The following is a 15,804-nucleotide window of genomic DNA, read 5'->3' as shown; positions in this document are numbered from 1 at the left end:
GGCTCTGCGGTTGTGATCAGCGAGGACACCACCGCCGCCGTCCGCCCACCCGTGCTGGTGCCGGGGGACGCGGTGCTGCTGGTGTCGCCGTCTGGGCCGACCTCGCCGGAGCGGGTGGCCCGGGGCATGGAACTGCTCGTCGGTTGGGGTCTGCGCCCGGTGCCGGCCCCGAACGCGTACGCCCGCCACGGCTTCCTCGCCGGCACCGACGATCTGCGCGCCGCCGACCTGAACGCCGCCTTCGCCGATCCGGAGATCCGAGGGGTCATCTGCACCCGGGGCGGGTACGGCGTCCAGCGCATCGTGGACGCCATCGACATGGCCGCCGTCCGCCGCGATCCGAAGGTGGTGGCCGGTTTCTCGGACATCACCGCGTTGCAGTTCGCGTTGTGGCGGGGTGCCCGGCTGGCCGGGGTGCACGGCCCGGGGGCGGCCTGGCGCGACGAGCGGACCCCGCTGCGCTCCGCCGAGTCCCTGCACGCGGCGCTGATGACGACCGAGCCGGTGACGATCAGCGCGGTGCCCACCGAGGAGACGTTCGACGTCCGCGTCCCGGGTCACGCCACCGGCACCCTGCTCGGCGGCAACCTGTGCATGATCGCCGCGTCGATCGGCACACCGGATCTGCCCGACCTCACCGGTGCGGTGCTGTTGATCGAGGACGTTCAGGAACCCCCGTACAAGGTCGACCGGATGCTGACCCACCTGCGTCGGGCCGGCGCGCTGGACGGCCTGGCCGGGGTGGCGGTCGGGCAGTTCACCGACTGCGGCGACGGCTGGGACACCACGATCGTCGACGTGCTCGGCGAACGCCTCGGCGACCTGGGCGTACCGGTCCTCGGCGGCCTCCCCATCGGCCACGGCCCCGGCCAACTGACGGTCCCGGTAGGCACCAGAGCGACAGTGAACACGGACACCAACACCCTGACGGCCTCCCCTGCGGTCTCCCCCCGGCTCCCCCGGTGATCAAGAGGTTTGCGTCATGTCCGGCCCGGATTTTGACGCAAACCTCTTGATCACCTAGGTGGGCCGGGGCAGGTGGGCTACCGCGCCGATTTCCAGGGCGGCCCAGACGCCATCGGCGGTGCGGGCGATGCCGTGTGGTTCGGCATTGGGGGTGAGCAGGTCATAGCCCTCGATCCGGCCGGTCGGATCGAGGTGACCGATCCGGTTGGCGCCCCACTCCGTGAACCACGCGCCGCCCGCCGGGTCGGCCACGATGGCGTGCGGACGGGCCGCACGGTTCGGCAGGGGAAACTCGACGATCTCGCCGTCCGGCGCGATCCGGCCGAGCTGACCGGCGGCGATCTCCACGAACCAGACGGCACCGTCGGCGCCGAGGGTGATGCCGACCGGGCCGGCGTTCGCGGTGGGCAGCGGGTGCAGCGTGGTACGACCGTCGAAGTCGATGCGGCCGATCGCGTTCGCCTGGTGGAGGGTGAACCAGAGCGCCTGGTCCGCGCCCGCGGTGATCATCGAGGCGAACCCGCCGGTCACCGGCAACGGGAAGACCGTGACGGTGCCGTCGGTGTCCACCCGGCCGATCGTGTCGGAGGTCATCCCGGCGTACCAGAGCGCGCCATCGGCTCCGGCGGCGATGCCGCCCGGCCCGGTGCCGGCGGGCAGGGCGATCATGCTTTGCTCACCGTCGACGCTGAGGTGACCGATCCGGTCGTCGCCGGAGCGGGTGAACCAGAGCGCGTCGTCCGGCCCGGCCGTGATGATCAAGGGCCGACCGCCGGCCGGCTCCAGCGGACAGGTACGGACCGTGCCGTCCACCCCCAGGCGGGCGATCGCGCCGGCGTGGACCAGCGTCAGCCACAACGCGCCGTCGGGGCCGGCCGTGATGCCGTACGGGCCGGCGCCCGGTTCGACGAGCGGTATCTCCCGAATCTCGGAGGTCGTCACGTGCGGTGTCCTTCCGTGGGCGGATCGCCCACCCTGACCGGTCGGCCAGCGACGGCACAACCGGTTTCGTCCGCCACCCGCCGATTATCAGCCCGCTGACAGGATCGCCACGGCTTCCACCCAGGCTGCCCGGTCACTGTCGGTGACGACAGCGCAGGATGACCGAACCTCTGGAGGACAGCATGTCCCGCACCATCCGCAGGAAGCACCTGCTGGCCGGCCTGGCCACCGCCGGCGTCCTCGGCGTGGGGATCGCGGCCCCGACGATCGCGTTCGCCGCGGACACCCCCACCCCGGCACCGAGCGCCAGCAGCGCCCCGGCCCCCGGCGCGAAGGCCGACCGGCAGGGCGAGTTCGCCGAGGCGCTCGCCAAGGAGCTGGGCGTGCCCACCGACAAGGTGACCGCCGCCCTGGAGAAGGTCCGCGAGCAGCACCGGCCGGCCGATCGGCCGCAGCGCCCCTCCGGCGAGGACCGCAAGGCCGCGCTCAAGGAGCGGCTGGACCAGGCCGTCAAGGACGGCAAGCTCACCCAGGAGCAGGCCGACGCCATCACCAAGGCCGTCGAGGCCGGCGTCTTCCCAGGGGCCGGCGGCCACCGCGGGTGGGGCCACCACGGCGGTCCGGCGGGTACGCCCGGCAAGTGAGCCCGCGGCACCCGTGAGCAACACCCGTTTCGCCGATGTGGCGGTGTCCCCGAGTCGGGACACCGCCACATCGGCGATCTGAGTGTCGATCGCGCCGCCGGCCGGGCGGGCGCGGCCTAGCCGGGCCGGCGTCAGTTCTGGCCGGGCGGCGGCGCGAACAGGCCGAGGTGGTTGCCGGCGGGGTCGAGCAGGTGGGCGAGGGTGAGCCCGGCCGGCGTCGTACGCGGGGCGACCAGCACCTTGCCACCGGCCGCCTCGGCCTGCCGGCAGGTCTCCGCCACGTCGGTGACCTCGGCGTAGAACACCGCGTAGTTCGGTGACGTCCCGTCGATCGCCCGGATCGCTCCGCCGATCCCGGTGTCGCCGCCGGCACCTGTCACCCGGTAGGAGCCGCCGTCGGCCGATCCCTGCTCCTCGAAGGTCCAACCGAACAGCTCCCCGTAGAAGCGCTCCGTCTCCTCCGGCCGGTCGGTGCCGATCTCGAACCAGGTGATGGGCGTCGTGGACATCTGCTGCCTCCAGAGTTTCCGAGTCGGCCGTTCGGCCGTCGTCTCGGAGCAGTCTCTGGGCCGTCCGCGACACCGTCCTGTCGGTGTTTCCGGATCACCCCGACGGGGTTTCCGTGCCGACGAAGACGCTGGACGAGCCGGCCGCCGCGCCTCAGACCAGGCTCAGCGGGCGGACACGCCGGTGCGGGATGTCGAGGTCCGTCAGGCGCAACTCCCGGGACACCACCTCGGGCAGCGGCCGGACGCTCCGGATCCGGTCGGTCCGGAAGCACCGAAGCTCGTCGCGCAGCCGGCACCAGGCCACCAGATACCAGTGTCGGGTGTTGCCGAGGTAGCCCAGCGGCTCGACGTCGCGCAGCGAGCCCGTGCCGTCGCGGTCGGCGTACCCGATGCGCAGCACCCGCCGCGCGGAGACCGCGTCGGCGACGACGGCCGGGACGGGTGTCGCCGGCCCGTCGCCGATCAGGTGCACGCGGCCGGCGAGACGGTGCGCCTCGACGGCGTCGGCCGGCTGCAGCACCGCCACCAGCTTGCGCAGGGCGGTGCCGCCCGGCCCGGCGAACGGCGTGCCGGCGAGCCGGTGCAGCGCGACAGCCATCGCCACCGCCTCGGCCGCCGTGAGGTTTACCGGCGGCAGGGTGCGGGCGCGGTCAAGCACGTAGCCGCCGGTGCGCCCCGGCTCGGCCCAGATCGGCACCCCGGCCTCCTGGAGCGCGCCGATGTCCCGTTCGATGGTCCGGCTGCTCACCTCGAAACGCGCGGCCAACCAACGGGCGCTGCGCGGACGCGGCGACACCGCCCGCAACTCCTCGACCAGCGCGTAGAGACGGTCCGTGCGGTTCATGCCCGGCACGCTACGGCCGGGGTACGACGAGCGCGCTCAGGCGATGCAGGCGCAGACGATCAGCGCGGCCCCGAAGTGGGTGGCGGCGCTGACCCGGGCCGCCGGGTGCGGCTCGGGCGAGCAGATGACCTCGCCGAGCTTGCCCGGGGTGAGCAGGTCCAGCACGAAGAAGGCCAGCGCCATGATGGCCAGCCCGACCAGCCCGAAGACCACGGTGGAGGCGAGCCCCTTGCCGAAGTCGCTGTAGCTGGTCAGGATCGCGGTGAACACGATCCCGGCGATGCCGAGCTGGTTGGCGGCGAGCAACAGCCCGGCGTTGGCGTTGCGGTCGACCCAGATCAGGTCCCGCAGCCGGCCCGGGGTCAGCAGGTCGACCAGCCCGAACCCGGCCGCCATGAGCCCGACGCCCACGATCCCGAACACGACGCTCTGCCAGGCACCGCTGAGCAGATCCTCCAGCACCGACTGCCTCCCGACTCTCCGCCCGGAGGGGTACCGGCGCGGTGATCGAGACGATAGCGGCAGGGCGCAACCGCGTCAGCCCCGCGCCCAGGGCCTGTTTCATAAGAACTGGCCGGCCTGCGGCGGGCCCGAACGACGACCGGCGGCGTTGCGGTGGGGTCCGGATACAACACCGGTATCCGGACCCCACCGCGCCTTGCCGGATCGCCGCCCGGACTCCGCCTCGGCTCGACCGCCCTTATGAAACAGGCCCTACAGCGCCAGGTAGCGCTGCCGCTCGTACGGGGTGACCTCGCGGCGGTACTGCTCCCACTCGGCCCGCTTGTTGCGCAGGAAGAAGTCGAAGACGTGCTCGCCGAGCACCTCGGCGACCAACTCGGACTCCGCCATCACGTCGATCGCTTCGGCCAGGTTCTCCGGCAGCGCCTCGTAGCCCATCGCGCGCCGCTCGGCGCTGGTCAGCGACCAGACGTCGTCCTCGGCGCCGGGCGGCAGCTCGTACCCCTCCTCGATGCCCTTCAGACCGGCGCCGAGCAGCACCGCGAAGGCGAGGTACGGGTTGGTCGCCGAGTCCAGCGAGCGGACCTCGACCCGGGCCGAGTTGGGCTTGCCGTACGCGGGCACGCGGACCAGCGCGGACCGGTTGAGGTGACCCCAGCAGACGTACGCCGGGCTCTCGGTGATGCGGTCGGGCAGGTGCTGCGGGAAGAGCCGCTTGTACGAGTTGACCCACTGGTTGGTGACCGCCGTGTATTCCCGGGCGTGCACCAGCAGGCCGGCGATGAACGACTTCGCCACCTTGGAGAGCTTCATCGGGTCGCCGCTGTCGTGGAAGGCGTTGCGCTCCCCCTCGAACAGCGACAGGTGGGTGTGCATCCCGCTGCCCGGCTGGTCGGTGAAGGGCTTCGGCATGAAGCTGGCCTGCACACCGGTGGAGAGCGCCACCTCCTTCACCACGTGCCGGAAGGTCATGATGTTGTCGGCGGTGGTCAGGGCGTCGGCGTAGCGCAGGTCGATCTCCTGCTGGCCGGGCGCGACCTCGTGGTGGCTGAACTCCACCGAGATGCCGATGCGCTCCAGCGCCAGCACACCCTGACGGCGGAAGTCGCGGGCCACGGCGTGGGTGGTGTGCTCGAAGTAACCGCCGGTGTCGACCGGGGTGGGCACCGAGCCGTCCTGCGGGCCGTTTTCCAGCAGGAAGAACTCGATCTCCGGGTGGGTGTAGAAGGTGAAGCCCTTCTCGGCCGCCTTCGACAGCGCACGGCGCAGCACGTGCCGGGGGTCGGCCCAGGACGGCCCACCGTCGGGCAGCAGGATGTCGCAGAACATCCGGGCGCTCTCGCCGCTGACCCCGCCCTCGAAGGGGAAGACCTGGAAGGTGGTCGGGTCGGGCATCGCCACCATGTCCGATTCGAAGACCCGGGCGAAGCCCTCGATCGCCGAGCCGTCGAAGCCGATGCCCTCCTCGAAGGCCGCCTCCAACTCCGCTGGCGCCACCGAGACGCTCTTCAGCGTGCCCAGCACGTCGGTGAACCACAGCCGGACGAACCGGATGTCCCGCTCTTCCAGCGTACGGAGGACGAACTCCTGCTGACGGTCCACTTCCCCAACCCCTCGCGACGCTCATTTGTCCGCATTGGCCGGGCTGCACCCGACCTGATCGCCCAGTCTTCCCGGGCCTGGTTACGCAGACGTTACGCGAACTGCCGCCGGTCGTCCCCTCACCTCCCGCCCGACGGACGTACACCCCGCCGCAAAGCCGAGCCCGGGCCTCACCGCCCGGCGGATACGCCCGCCGCAGCGTGGCGGCCATCTCGTCCGAGGGGTGGGAATCACCCGCGGAGGCTGGGGCAAGATGAGGACATGCCCACCCTGCGTCTCGCCCTGTCCCAGGTCAACCCGAGCGTCGGCGACCTCGCCGGAAACGCCGACCTGGTCCGCAGCTGGACTCGCCAGGCCGCCGATGCCGGTGCCCAGTTGGTGCTCTTCCCGGAAATGATGCTCACCGGCTACCCGGTCGAGGACCTGGTCTTCCGGCGTTCCTTCGTGGCCGCGTCCCGGGCCGCTGTGGAGCGGCTCGCGGCCGACCTCGCCGCGGACGGCCTCGGTGAGGTGCCGGTCGTGGTCGGCTACCTAGACGCCGACGGGCCACCGCAGGTCAGCGGTGACGCCGAGCCGGGCCGGGGCGCCCGCAACGCCGCCGCGCTGCTGCACCGGGGCACCGTCGCCGCCCGCTACTTCAAGCACCACCTGCCCAACTACGGCGTCTTCGACGAGGACCGCTACTTCGTCTCCGGGGACGCGCTGACCGTGGTGCGGATCGGCGGCGTGGACGTCGCGCTGACCATCTGCGAGGACCTGTGGCAGGCCGGGGGTCCGTTCGCCGCCGCCCGGCGCGCGGGCGTCGGCCTGGTGGTCAACATCAACGGCTCGCCGTACGAGCTGAACAAGGACGATGTCCGGTTGCCGCTGGTGCGCCGCCGGGCCGCCGAGGCGGGCGCCGCCATCGCGTACGTGAACATGGTCGGCGGCCAGGACGAGCTGGTCTTCGAGGGCGACTCGATGATCGTCACCGCGGACGGTGACCTGCTCACCAGGGCCCCCCAGTTCGTCGAACACCTGCTCCTGCACGACGTCGAGCTGCCGGCCGCCACCGACCTGCCGACCGGCGAGTCCGTCGCGGACGACATGCGGATCGTGCGCAGCGCTGTCGACGGCATCCCGGCCGCACCGACCGGCCCGGCCGCCACCGGCGGTCTGATCGAGCCCGTGGCCGACGAGGCCGAGGTGTGGCAGGCACTGGTCCTCGGTCTGCGCGACTACGTCAACAAGAACCGCTTCCCGTCGGTGGTGCTCGGTCTCTCCGGCGGCATCGACTCGGCGGTGGTGGCCGCGTTGGCCGTCGACGCCCTCGGGCCGGACCGGGTGGTCGGGGTGTCGCTGCCCAGCCAGCACTCCTCCGAACACTCCCGGGAGGACGCCGCGGACCTGGCCAAGCGCACCGGCCTGGACTACCGCATCGAACCGATCCAGCCGATGGTGGACGGCTTCCTGGCCAACCTGTCGCTGTCCGGTGTGGCCGTGGAGAACCTGCAGGCCCGGGTCCGTGGCGTGATCCTGATGGCGTTGTCGAACCAGGAGGGCCACCTGGTGCTGACCACCGGCAACAAGAGTGAGCTGGCGGTCGGCTACTCCACCCTGTACGGCGACTCGGTGGGCGGCTTCAACCCGGTCAAGGACGTCTGGAAGACGCTGATCTGGCGACTCGCGAAGTGGCGCAACACGGACGCGGCCCGGCGCGGCGAGACCCCTCCGATCCCGGAGAACTCGATCGGCAAGCCGCCGAGCGCCGAGCTGAGCCCGGGGCAGCTCGACAGCGACAGCCTGCCCGAGTACGACGTCCTGGACCCGATCCTGATCGGCTACGTCGACGGCGACCTCGGCCGTGACGGGCTGGTCGAGTCGGGCCACGACCCGGCGGTGGTGGACAAGGTGCTGCGGCTGGTGGATACCGCCGAGTACAAGCGACGGCAGTCCGCGCCGGGCACGAAGATCTCGATGAAGGCGTTCGGTCGGGACCGCCGTCTGCCGATCACCAACCGGTGGCGCGAGCACGGCTGAGCCGTACACCGTGGGGTGTCGGGTCGGTGGCACGGCCCGGCACCGCCTCGCGGCGCTGCGCGCGACGGCCCCGCGTCGCGGTGGAGTGACATCTTGCACTGGGCCCTGCCATCGCCCCGTCTCGCGGTGCGACGATCGCGACGGAACCCGGGGACCGCGCAGGCGGCCTCGAGGAAGGGAGACAGAGATGGTGGAGTCCACTCCGAACGAGGTGACAGCGCTCTACGGGGGCCCGGCGACCCGTCGGGTCCGCACCAGGGACCTGATGGCCGCCAAGGAGCGCGGCGAGCGGTGGCCGATGCTCACCTCGTACGACCAGTACACGGCGTCGATCTTCGACCAGGCCGGTGTCCCGGTGCTGCTGGTCGGCGACTCGGCGGCGAACAACGTGTTCGGCTACGAGACGACCCTGCCGATCACCGCCGACGAACTGCTTCCGCTGGTACGGGCCGTGGTGCGGGCGACCCGGCAGTCACTGATCGTGGGTGACCTGCCGTTCGGCTCCTACGAGGAGGGGCCGGCCCAGGCGCTGCGCACCGCCGTCCGGTTCATGAAGGAGGGCGGCTGCCACGCGGTGAAGCTGGAGGGTGGCCGTCGCTGCGCCACGCAGATCGCCGCGATCGTCGGCGCCGGCATCCCGGTGATGGCGCACATCGGTTTCACCCCGCAGAGCGAACACACCCTGGGCGGCTACCGCGTGCAGGGCCGGGGCGACGCCGCCGACGAGGTGCTGGCCGACGCGCGGGCGGTGGCCGAGGCGGGCGCGTTCGCCGTGGTGCTGGAGATGGTGCCCGGCGAGGTGGCCAAGCGGATCACCAACGAGCTGCCGATCCCGACGGTGGGCATCGGCGCGGGCCCGGACACCGACGCGCAGGTGCTCGTCTGGCAGGACATGGCCGGCCTGCGCACCGGGAAGACGCCACGCTTCGTCAAGCGGTACGCGGACCTGGCCGGTGCCCTCACCGACGCCACCCGCCGGTTCGCCGACGAGGTCCGAGGCGGGGAGTTCCCCGCCGCCGAACACACCTTCTAAAGCGGGCACGGCCTGATCCACTCGGGTTAGCCGAAGTCGCGGTGTCCCGGACACCAGGACACCGCGACTTCCTGAAACCGGAGTGGATCAGGCCGCTCGGGTCAGATGTCGGTGACGCGGATGCCGGCGTGTGCCTTGTAACGCTTGTTGATGGCGATCAGGTTGGCGGTGAACGCCTCGATCTGGTGGGCGTTGCGCAGCCGGCCGGCGTAGATGCCGCGCATGCCGGGGATCCGCGCGGCGAGCGCACCGACCACGTCGACCAGTTCGCGGTCCTCCGTGCAGATCAGCACGTCCAGGTCGATCCGGTCGACCTCGGGGTCGGCCAGCAGCGGGGCGCTGACGTGGTTGAACGCCGCGCAGACGCGGGAGTCGGGCAGGAGCGCGGCGGCCTGCTGCACGGCGCTGCCCTCGGCGACGGTCAGCGCGTACGGGCCCTGCTTGTCGAAGCCGAGCGGGTTGACGCAGTCGACGACGATCCGGCCGGCGAGCGGCTCGGCGAGGGCGGCGACGGTGGCGGCGTGCCCGTCCCACGGCACCGCGATGATCACCACGTCGCTGCGTCGGGCCACCTCGTCGTTGGCCGCGCCGGTGACACTGCCGTTGGCCGGCACGCCGGGCAGGGCCGCGATCTCGGCGGCGGACTCGGCGGCCCGTTCGGCGGAGCGGGAACCGATCAGCACCGTCTGCCCGGCCCGCGCGAACCGGTAGGCGAGGCCCCGCCCCTGGTCGCCGGTGCCACCGATGATGCCGACCGTCAGCCCGGACACGTCGGGGAGCGTGCTCGCGTCGTATGCCATGGGTTCATCCTCGCAAACCGTCCGGTCCGGCACCGCGTCAGGCCGCCGCCGGTCGGGGCGGTCAGGCCAGCTCGAACAGGACGGTGCGCGCCGCCGGGTCGGCGGTGACCAGGCGGACCCGGACCCGTTCACCGAGCGGCAACTGCCCGAGGCAGCGGGCACGCACCGGAGGGGCGTCCAGGGCCACGGTGCCGCCCGGCGGTCGGGGCCGGGACCGGCCGTTGGGCGGGGCGTCGACGTCGAGGACGGCCGCGTCGAAGGTTTCGCCCACCCGGTGCTCCAGCACGGCGGCTTCGGCCAGTTCGACGGCGCCCCGGGCTGCCGCCGAGGCGGTCCGGTCGGTGCTCGCCATCACCTCCGGCAGCCGGGGCAACGCGGCACGGGCCCAGTCGGGCACCGGCTGACCGGCGTGCAGCGCCAGGCACACCTCGGTGGCGTAGCGGTCGGCCAGCCGCCGCAACGGGGCCGTCACGTGGGCGTACGTCGCTGCCACACCACCGTGCTCCGGCTGCTCCGGCACGGCCCCGTCGAAGGCGGTGTACGCGGCACCGCGCATCAGCTCGGCCGCCTGGTCGATGAACGCCGCGGCGCGCGGCTGGGAGGCGTCCAGACCGGCTATCACCTGACCGGGGCCCACCTCGTCCGGCCAGTGCACGCCCAGCGGGGCGGCGGCGGCCCGCAGCCGCTGCACCGCCTCCGGTTTGGGCGCCGGCATGGTCCGCAACAACCCGACCCGACCGGCCAGCATGATGTCGGCGGCGGCCATCCCGGTTAGCAGGGAGATCTGGGCGTTGTGCTCCTCCATGGGCACCGGCGCGCGCAGCACCAACTGCCAGCCCTCGCCGTCGGGCTCCAGGTCCTGCTCGGGCAGCGGCAGGTTGATCGCGCCACGACGCAACCCCCGGGCCGTCAGCAGTTCGCCGATCTCGGGCAGGAGCGCGATCGGGTCGGGCAGCCGACCGGCCTCGGCTGCCGCCTGCACCCCGGTGTAGTCGAGTTTGGCCCGGCTGCGGACCAGGGCGCGTTCCAGCTCGACCGCCACGGTGCCGCCGTCGGCGTCCAGGTCGATCGTCCAGACCACCGCGGCCCGGTCGTCGTCGGGCAGCAGACTGGCAGCGCCCTCGCTGAGCGTGTGAGGGTGCAACGGCACGTTCCCGTCGGGCAGGTAGATGGTCTGCCCCCGCCGCCAGGTCTCCGCCTCCAACGCGCCGCCGGGCCTGACGTGCGCGGCGACGTCGGCGATCGCGTACCGCACCCGGTAGCCCCCGCCGGGGCGGCGGGCGAGGTGCATCGCCTGGTCCAGGTCCCGGGAGGTCGCCGGGTCGACGGTGACGAACGGTACGTCGGTGCGGTCGACGGGCGGTCGCGGCGGCGCGCTCGCCGCCTCGTCCGCCTCACGCTGGGCGTCGGGCGGGAACTCCTCGGGCAGGCCGAGTTCGCGGCGCAGCGCGCCGAAGTCGATGCGGGGCGCGAGTACGCGTCGGATGACCACGGGTCAATCCTGACAGCGCCGCCGGTGATCCGCTTCCGGTGACCGGCCGAGATGTCCGCCCGGCGAGCCGGGGCGGCCCGCTCAGCCGGTGGCCTTCCGGGCGGTGCTGCGCGTACCCCTTGGGGCGGTGGCGCGTGCGGCGACCGGGCGGGCCGGCGACTTGCGGGCGGTGACCTTGCGGGCCGGTGCCTTCGCCGCGACGGTCCTCTTCGCCGGCGCCTTCTTCGCCGCCGCCTTGCGCGCGGTGGTCGACGAGGTGCCGGTCACCTTCGCTGCGGGTGCCGTCCTGGCCGGGGCCTTGCGGGCGCCGCCACTGGGTCGGGTGGACGCGGCCTTCTTCGCCGGCGCCTTCTTGGCCGGGGCCTTCTTGACGGCTGCCTTCGTCGCGGCCGTCTTCTTCGCCACCGTCTTCTTGGCGGCGGACGCCTTCGTCGCGGTCTTCCGCGCCGGCGCCTTCGCCGCGGTGGCGGTCTTCCGCGCCGGTGCCTTCGCCGCGGTGGCGGTCTTGCGGGCCGGTGCCTTCGCCGCAGCGGTGGTCTTCTTCGCCGCCGAGGTGGTGGTCTTCTTCGCGGCGCTCACGGTCTTCTTCGCGGCGCCGGTGGTCTTCTTCGCCGTACCCGTGGTCTTCCTCGCGGCGGCGGTGGTCTTCTTCGCGGTCGCGGTGCTCTTGCGCGTCGCGGGCCGCGTCGTGGCGGCGGTGGAGGTGCGAGACGCCGGGGCGCGCTTCGCGGCGACTGTCGTCGTGCGGGTGGCGGTCTTCTTCGCCGGGGCCTTCTTGGCCGTCGTGGCCCGGCTGGTCGTGGTGGTCCTGCTCGTCGTGGTGGCCTTCTTCGCGGGCGCCTTCTTGGCCGCCGTGGTGGTCTTCCTGGCCGGGGCGCGCCCCGCGCCGCCGGCAGTCTTGCGCGCCGGGGCCTTCGCCGCCGTCGCACCGGCGGTGGACTTGCGGACGGGGGTGGTCCGGCTCGCCGCCGTGTTCCGTTCCGCCGCGGCGGTCTTCTTCGCGGTGGTCCGTCGGGCAGCCGGGCGGGTGGTGGCCTGCTGTGCTTCGGCCATCGTGGTTCCCTCCTTGGGGACGTGCTCTCGCGTGCGTCCTCGCGGAGCACGAAATGCCTCGGCGCGAGCCGTCCCGCGCCGCCTACCTGTCTTCTCCGGCCCAACGAGCGTCCTCGGCATCCCACGCCTCGTTCCGCTCCTGCACTCGTTGCAGGGCGTTCTCCGCGTCGGCCGCCGAGTCGTACGGGCCGAGTACGTGCTTCGCCGGACACACGTTGGCGTCCGTCTCGACCCGGTGATGCCGGGTGCACCAGTAGAACTGCCCACCACGTCCGCTGTCGCTCATGGGAATCACTGTGCACCGCGATCCGGCCGGCCGCCACCGGATCGCACAAGTCGCCGACCCTCTCCACAGTAGATATGCATTGCGTTCGTCGGGCCGGAACAGCAAAAGAAGCGCAGGCCGGGACACTTTTCCCCACCGGCGGCCGTCGGCTGAACGGCTCGGCCACGAGTTGGGCCACTTCGTCAACGGTGACCCGCGCCGGGAGACCCGGGCGGGGCACGGCCCGGACCGGTGGCGTTCGGCGTTGGCCGAGGCCCGCATGGAACAGATCGACGCCGAGCTCGCCCGGGAGTACGAGCGCTTCCGCCGTACCGTCAGCTGGTCGGCCTGACCTCCGACGTGACGTGACGGGACGGCGCTGGCCGGTGGGCTCCTGCCTATGATCGCCGGATGGGAACACCGGACTACATCGTGGGCATGCGCAAGCATGTCGGGCACGACCTGCTCTGGCTGCCCAGCGTCAGCGCGGTGGTCCGCAACGACGCCGGTGAGCTGCTGCTCGGTCAGCGGGCCGACGACGGCCGCTGGTCGGTGATCAGTGGTTTCGTCGAGCCGGGCGAACAGCCGGCCACCGCTCTGGTCCGTGAGGTGCGGGAGGAGACGGGCCTGGAGGTCGCGCCGGTGCGGTTGTCCAGCGCTGTCTCGCACCCGCACACCTACCCCAACGGGGACCGCTGCGAATACCTCAACCTAGGCTTCCTGTGCCGGCTGGTGTCCGGCACGGCCCGGGTCAACGACGACGAGTCGTTGGCCGTCGGGTGGTTCTCGGTGGACCGGCTGCCCGAGTTGGACAAGCACGCCCTGCTGGTCCTCGCGTACGCGTTGCGGGAGAACCCGGTGGCCGGTTACCTGGAGCCGGGCATGACGTGGGACGACGTGCCCGACTGAGGTTCACACCGGGGTCGCCGCGAGAGCGACCGGCTCGGCGGGGGCCGACCGGGCCGCCCGGATGGTGTACGCGAGCGCGTACGGCATGCAGGCCAGGTAGAGCATGGGCTCCACCCGCAGTTGGTAGCTGATCAGCTGGAAGATCTCCCACGGAATGTGCTCCGGCACGCCGACGCTCCAGCCTGTCCAGGCGGCGACGAGCCACAACGGCGCGGCGAGCCAACCGACGTCGTCCGGTCGCAAAGGGCCGCTGAGCGGGCCGGCGCCGCTGCCCATCGGGAGGGTGTCGACGACGGTGCGGATCACCGCGAGGTCGGTCGTCGCGAGCGCGCCGAGCACGCCCGCCCACCAGGCGGCGCGGGGGCGGTGCCGGGCGGCGAGGCTCGCCGCGGCCCAGAGCGCGAGTGTCAGGCCGGCCAGCCACAGCAACAGACCGGGTACGGCACGGGCCAGGTCGTCCGGGTAGATGACGTACAGGAGCGGGACCGCCGCCGCACCGATGGGGAGCACCACGCCGAGCGCGATCCGCAACGGGCCGTCGAGGGCGTTGTGCCGGGCCCAGCGTCCGGCGAACACCGCCAGCAGTGTCGCCATCCCGATGGTGAGCGCCGTCCAGATCGGCTTCTCCACCCAGATCGCCCCGTTCGAGATCTGGATCTGGAACGGGATGTAGGCGCTGCCGAGCACGATCCCGACGCAGGCGATCGGGGACAGTAGTAGCGCGGCGACGGTGCGGCCGGCCCGACCACGCATCACGGTGCGGTCGACCACCGGAGTGCCGGCCCTGCTCACCGCGAGGCTCGCGGCGAAGCCGACCATCTTCGTCCAGCGGCCGCTCTCGGCGAGCACGTGCAACTCGGCGGACCATTCGCGGCGCAGGTCGTCGCGGACGTCGGCGGGCCAGCGGCGGGCGGCCATCTCCAACAGCAACTCGGCGACGCGTCGGCTCACCATGCCGGCGCTCCGGTCGGCTCGGTGCCGCCCCACGATGGACGACTGTCGGGGATCGCGGCACGCAGGTCGGCGAGCGCCTGGCGGGCCCGCGTCACCCCGACCGCGGTGAGCCGGTAGTAGCGGCGGGCCGGCCGACCGGCCGCGACGGGATCGAGCTCCTCCCAGTCGGCGGCCAGCCAGCCGGCCTCGGTGAGCCGGTGCAGCACCGGGTAGAGGGTGCCGCTGGGCAGGTCGGTCATCCGCATCAGGTCCAACCCGTAGCGCTGCGCGTCGGGTTCGGCGAGCAGCGCCGCGAGCACCTTGGCCACCGGAATGGTCATCCGCATCCGGCAACTGTATCGGAACTCTACATAGGGGTGGGTACCCGTTCGACGGGAATCCACAGCTCGGCGTCCGCCTCGGTGCCGTCCGCGGAGACCCGGACCCGGGAGATCTCCGGTCCAGGTCGGCTGCGGTACGGGTTGGACGGAAACCACTGGGTGAACACGTCCCGCCACAGGTACTGCACCGCCTGCGGGAACGCGCCCGACGTGGTGAACACCGCCCACGTGCCCGCCTGCACCGGCAACGCGTCCATGTCCTCCGGCGGGACGGCGCCGGTCACCACCCCGTGCCAGTAGTCCAACTCCGTGCCCTCGGCCCGACTGTCGGCGAGGTTGTCGCTGACGTTCACGATCCCCTTCGGCTCCTGATCGGAGAGGGCCTCGATCCGTCCCGTCGTCTCCTTGTCGATGCCCTTGATGAACGCGACGATCGCCGGGTTCATCCCCTCGTGCACCAGCGGAACCCGGGCCTTACGCCCCACCAGCGCGAACGCGTCCTTGTCGACGATTCGATATTCCATGCTGCCGCTCCCTTCGACGGTGAGTCGGAAGGACATCCGGGGCTGGGCGCGCAGCGTCGCCCCCGTACGCCGAGCCTCTCCGGGCCCCACGCCGTGCACGGCCTGGAACGCCCGGGCGAACGCCTCGGTCGACCCGTAGCCGTAGTGCACCGCGACGTCGAGCAACGTCCGCTCCCCCGCCAGCACGTCCGCCCCGGCGACGGTGAGCCGACGGCGACGGATGTACTCCGACAACGGCATCCCGGCCAGCGCGGAGAACAGCCGCCGGAAGTGGTACTCCGACGTCAGCGCGATCCGCGCCAGCTCCGCCACCTCGATCTTCTGGTCGAGGTGCCGCTCGATGTACGTCATGGCTTCGTTGAGCCGCTCCAGCACCAGGATCTCCTTCCCTTTCAAGCAGCCACGCTAGGCGGGAGGGCAGGTGGCCGACCCGACATCCGGTGCCCGCATCGGTCGGGTCAGCCCG

General features: G+C 72.3%; 18 protein-coding genes. 6 read left to right on the top strand and 12 right to left on the bottom strand.

Translation table 11 applies throughout. From position 1 onward, the window contains the following. Window positions 1–12: 12 nt before the first annotated feature. Window positions 13–966 carry a S66 peptidase family protein gene (locus FHU34_RS09505; RefSeq protein WP_145779614.1) on the top strand — a complete coding sequence of 318 codons (954 nt, stop codon included), beginning with the start codon at window positions 13–15 and terminating at the stop codon, window positions 964–966. 54 nt (window positions 967–1,020) lie between these two features. Here the strand turns inward: FHU34_RS09505 and FHU34_RS09500 are convergent, their stop codons facing one another. Next, window positions 1,021–1,908, bottom strand: a complete 888-nt coding sequence (locus FHU34_RS09500) for a Vgb family protein (protein ID WP_145779613.1) — start codon at window positions 1,906–1,908, stop codon at window positions 1,021–1,023. Between the two features lie 182 nt (window positions 1,909–2,090). Here FHU34_RS09500 and FHU34_RS09495 point away from each other — a divergent pair, with 182 nt between their 5' ends. After that, window positions 2,091–2,552 (top strand): hypothetical protein, encoded by a 462-nt coding sequence (locus FHU34_RS09495; protein ID WP_145785510.1) that lies wholly within the window; start codon window positions 2,091–2,093, stop codon window positions 2,550–2,552. A 131-nt stretch (window positions 2,553–2,683) separates the two neighbouring features. Here the strand turns inward: FHU34_RS09495 and FHU34_RS09490 are convergent, their stop codons facing one another. The 4 genes from FHU34_RS09490 to glnA form a co-directional block, all read right to left on the bottom strand. Next, entirely contained in the window at window positions 2,684–3,061 is a 378-nt protein-coding gene (locus FHU34_RS09490) for a VOC family protein (protein ID WP_145779612.1), read from the bottom strand. Between the two features lie 151 nt (window positions 3,062–3,212). After that, entirely contained in the window at window positions 3,213–3,905 is a 693-nt protein-coding gene (locus FHU34_RS09485; RefSeq protein ID WP_145779611.1) for a helix-turn-helix transcriptional regulator, read from the bottom strand. A gap of 36 nt (window positions 3,906–3,941) precedes the next feature. Beyond that, window positions 3,942–4,367, bottom strand: coding sequence for a DUF350 domain-containing protein (locus FHU34_RS09480; RefSeq protein WP_088988294.1), 426 nt, complete (start codon window positions 4,365–4,367; stop codon window positions 3,942–3,944). Between the two features lie 252 nt (window positions 4,368–4,619). Then, window positions 4,620–5,969 (bottom strand): type I glutamate--ammonia ligase, encoded by a 1,350-nt coding sequence (gene glnA, locus FHU34_RS09475; protein ID WP_088988293.1) that lies wholly within the window; start codon window positions 5,967–5,969, stop codon window positions 4,620–4,622. 261 nt (window positions 5,970–6,230) lie between these two features. On the opposite strand from glnA, the gene FHU34_RS09470 reads away from it, so the two are divergent. Together FHU34_RS09470 and panB are read left to right on the top strand one after the other, a co-directional pair. Next, the gene (locus FHU34_RS09470) at window positions 6,231–7,988 is read left to right on the top strand and encodes an NAD+ synthase (RefSeq protein WP_145779610.1); all 1,758 of its coding nucleotides are present in this window, start codon (window positions 6,231–6,233) and stop codon (window positions 7,986–7,988) included. A 187-nt stretch (window positions 7,989–8,175) separates the two neighbouring features. Beyond that, on the top strand, window positions 8,176–9,021 hold the full coding sequence (panB, locus tag FHU34_RS09465) for a 3-methyl-2-oxobutanoate hydroxymethyltransferase (protein WP_145779609.1): 846 nt from the start codon (window positions 8,176–8,178) through the stop codon (window positions 9,019–9,021). Between the two features lie 101 nt (window positions 9,022–9,122). On the opposite strand, the gene npdG is transcribed toward panB, so the two are convergent. The 4 genes from npdG to FHU34_RS09445 all read right to left on the bottom strand — a co-directional run bounded on the left by npdG (window position 9,123) and on the right by FHU34_RS09445 (window position 12,652). Then, on the bottom strand, window positions 9,123–9,821 hold the full coding sequence (npdG, locus tag FHU34_RS09460; protein WP_145779608.1) for an NADPH-dependent F420 reductase: 699 nt from the start codon (window positions 9,819–9,821) through the stop codon (window positions 9,123–9,125). Window positions 9,822–9,882: 61 nt separating this feature from the next. Further along, a complete protein-coding gene (locus FHU34_RS09455; RefSeq protein WP_145779607.1) occupies window positions 9,883–11,313 on the bottom strand; it encodes an RNB domain-containing ribonuclease in 1,431 nt (476 codons plus the stop codon). 81 nt (window positions 11,314–11,394) lie between these two features. Then, window positions 11,395–12,366, bottom strand: coding sequence for a histone (locus FHU34_RS09450; RefSeq protein ID WP_145779606.1), 972 nt, complete (start codon window positions 12,364–12,366; stop codon window positions 11,395–11,397). 82 nt (window positions 12,367–12,448) lie between these two features. Beyond that, window positions 12,449–12,652 carry a hypothetical protein gene (locus FHU34_RS09445; RefSeq protein WP_130403226.1) on the bottom strand — a complete coding sequence of 68 codons (204 nt, stop codon included), beginning with the start codon at window positions 12,650–12,652 and terminating at the stop codon, window positions 12,449–12,451. A 169-nt stretch (window positions 12,653–12,821) separates the two neighbouring features. Here FHU34_RS09445 and FHU34_RS32905 point away from each other — a divergent pair, with 169 nt between their 5' ends. Continuing rightward, the gene (locus FHU34_RS32905) at window positions 12,822–12,983 is read left to right on the top strand and encodes a hypothetical protein (protein ID WP_167524732.1); all 162 of its coding nucleotides are present in this window, start codon (window positions 12,822–12,824) and stop codon (window positions 12,981–12,983) included. A 59-nt stretch (window positions 12,984–13,042) separates the two neighbouring features. Then, window positions 13,043–13,540 carry an NUDIX hydrolase gene (locus FHU34_RS09440; RefSeq protein WP_145779605.1) on the top strand — a complete coding sequence of 166 codons (498 nt, stop codon included), beginning with the start codon at window positions 13,043–13,045 and terminating at the stop codon, window positions 13,538–13,540. A 3-nt stretch (window positions 13,541–13,543) separates the two neighbouring features. Here the strand turns inward: FHU34_RS09440 and FHU34_RS09435 are convergent, their stop codons facing one another. Genes FHU34_RS09435 through FHU34_RS09425 form a run of 3 tightly spaced genes read right to left on the bottom strand, consistent with a single transcriptional unit; the run spans window position 13,544 to window position 15,713 of the window. After that, a complete protein-coding gene (locus FHU34_RS09435; protein WP_244311596.1) occupies window positions 13,544–14,494 on the bottom strand; it encodes a hypothetical protein in 951 nt (316 codons plus the stop codon). Further along, entirely contained in the window at window positions 14,488–14,820 is a 333-nt protein-coding gene (locus tag FHU34_RS09430) for a PadR family transcriptional regulator (RefSeq protein ID WP_145779604.1), read from the bottom strand. The genes FHU34_RS09435 and FHU34_RS09430 overlap by 7 nt, the downstream gene beginning before the upstream one ends. 20 nt (window positions 14,821–14,840) lie before the next feature. Next, window positions 14,841–15,713, bottom strand: a complete 873-nt coding sequence (locus tag FHU34_RS09425) for an AraC family transcriptional regulator (protein WP_145785508.1) — start codon at window positions 15,711–15,713, stop codon at window positions 14,841–14,843. Window positions 15,714–15,804: the final 91 nt, after the last annotated feature.

Source organism: Micromonospora taraxaci, assembly GCF_007830095.1.
In the GTDB taxonomy this organism is placed as follows: Bacteria; Actinomycetota; Actinomycetes; order Mycobacteriales; family Micromonosporaceae; genus Micromonospora; species Micromonospora taraxaci.
The sequence above is the reverse complement of the archived record's forward strand: the minus strand, read 5'-3'. Positions and strand labels throughout refer to the sequence as shown.

Bases quoted from the DNA above. Each gene is read 5' to 3' on its own strand.
- FHU34_RS09430 (WP_145779604.1), bottom strand. From the start codon at position 14,820: ATGCGGATGACCATTCCGGTGGCCAAGGTGCTCGCGGCGCTGCTCGCC.
- FHU34_RS09490 (WP_145779612.1), bottom strand. From the start codon at position 3,061: ATGTCCACGACGCCCATCACCTGGTTCGAGATCGGCACCGACCGGCCG.
- FHU34_RS09445 (WP_130403226.1), bottom strand. From the start codon at position 12,652: ATGAGCGACAGCGGACGTGGTGGGCAGTTCTACTGGTGCACCCGGCAT.
- FHU34_RS09485 (WP_145779611.1), bottom strand. From the start codon at position 3,905: ATGAACCGCACGGACCGTCTCTACGCGCTGGTCGAGGAGTTGCGGGCG.
- FHU34_RS09435 (WP_244311596.1), bottom strand. From the start codon at position 14,494: ATGGTGAGCCGACGCGTCGCCGAGTTGCTGTTGGAGATGGCCGCCCGC.
- npdG (WP_145779608.1), bottom strand. From the start codon at position 9,821: ATGGCATACGACGCGAGCACGCTCCCCGACGTGTCCGGGCTGACGGTC.
- FHU34_RS09440 (WP_145779605.1), top strand. From the start codon at position 13,043: ATGGGAACACCGGACTACATCGTGGGCATGCGCAAGCATGTCGGGCAC.
- FHU34_RS09450 (WP_145779606.1), bottom strand. From the start codon at position 12,366: ATGGCCGAAGCACAGCAGGCCACCACCCGCCCGGCTGCCCGACGGACC.
- FHU34_RS09470 (WP_145779610.1), top strand. From the start codon at position 6,231: ATGCCCACCCTGCGTCTCGCCCTGTCCCAGGTCAACCCGAGCGTCGGC.
- FHU34_RS09495 (WP_145785510.1), top strand. From the start codon at position 2,091: ATGTCCCGCACCATCCGCAGGAAGCACCTGCTGGCCGGCCTGGCCACC.
- panB (WP_145779609.1), top strand. From the start codon at position 8,176: ATGGTGGAGTCCACTCCGAACGAGGTGACAGCGCTCTACGGGGGCCCG.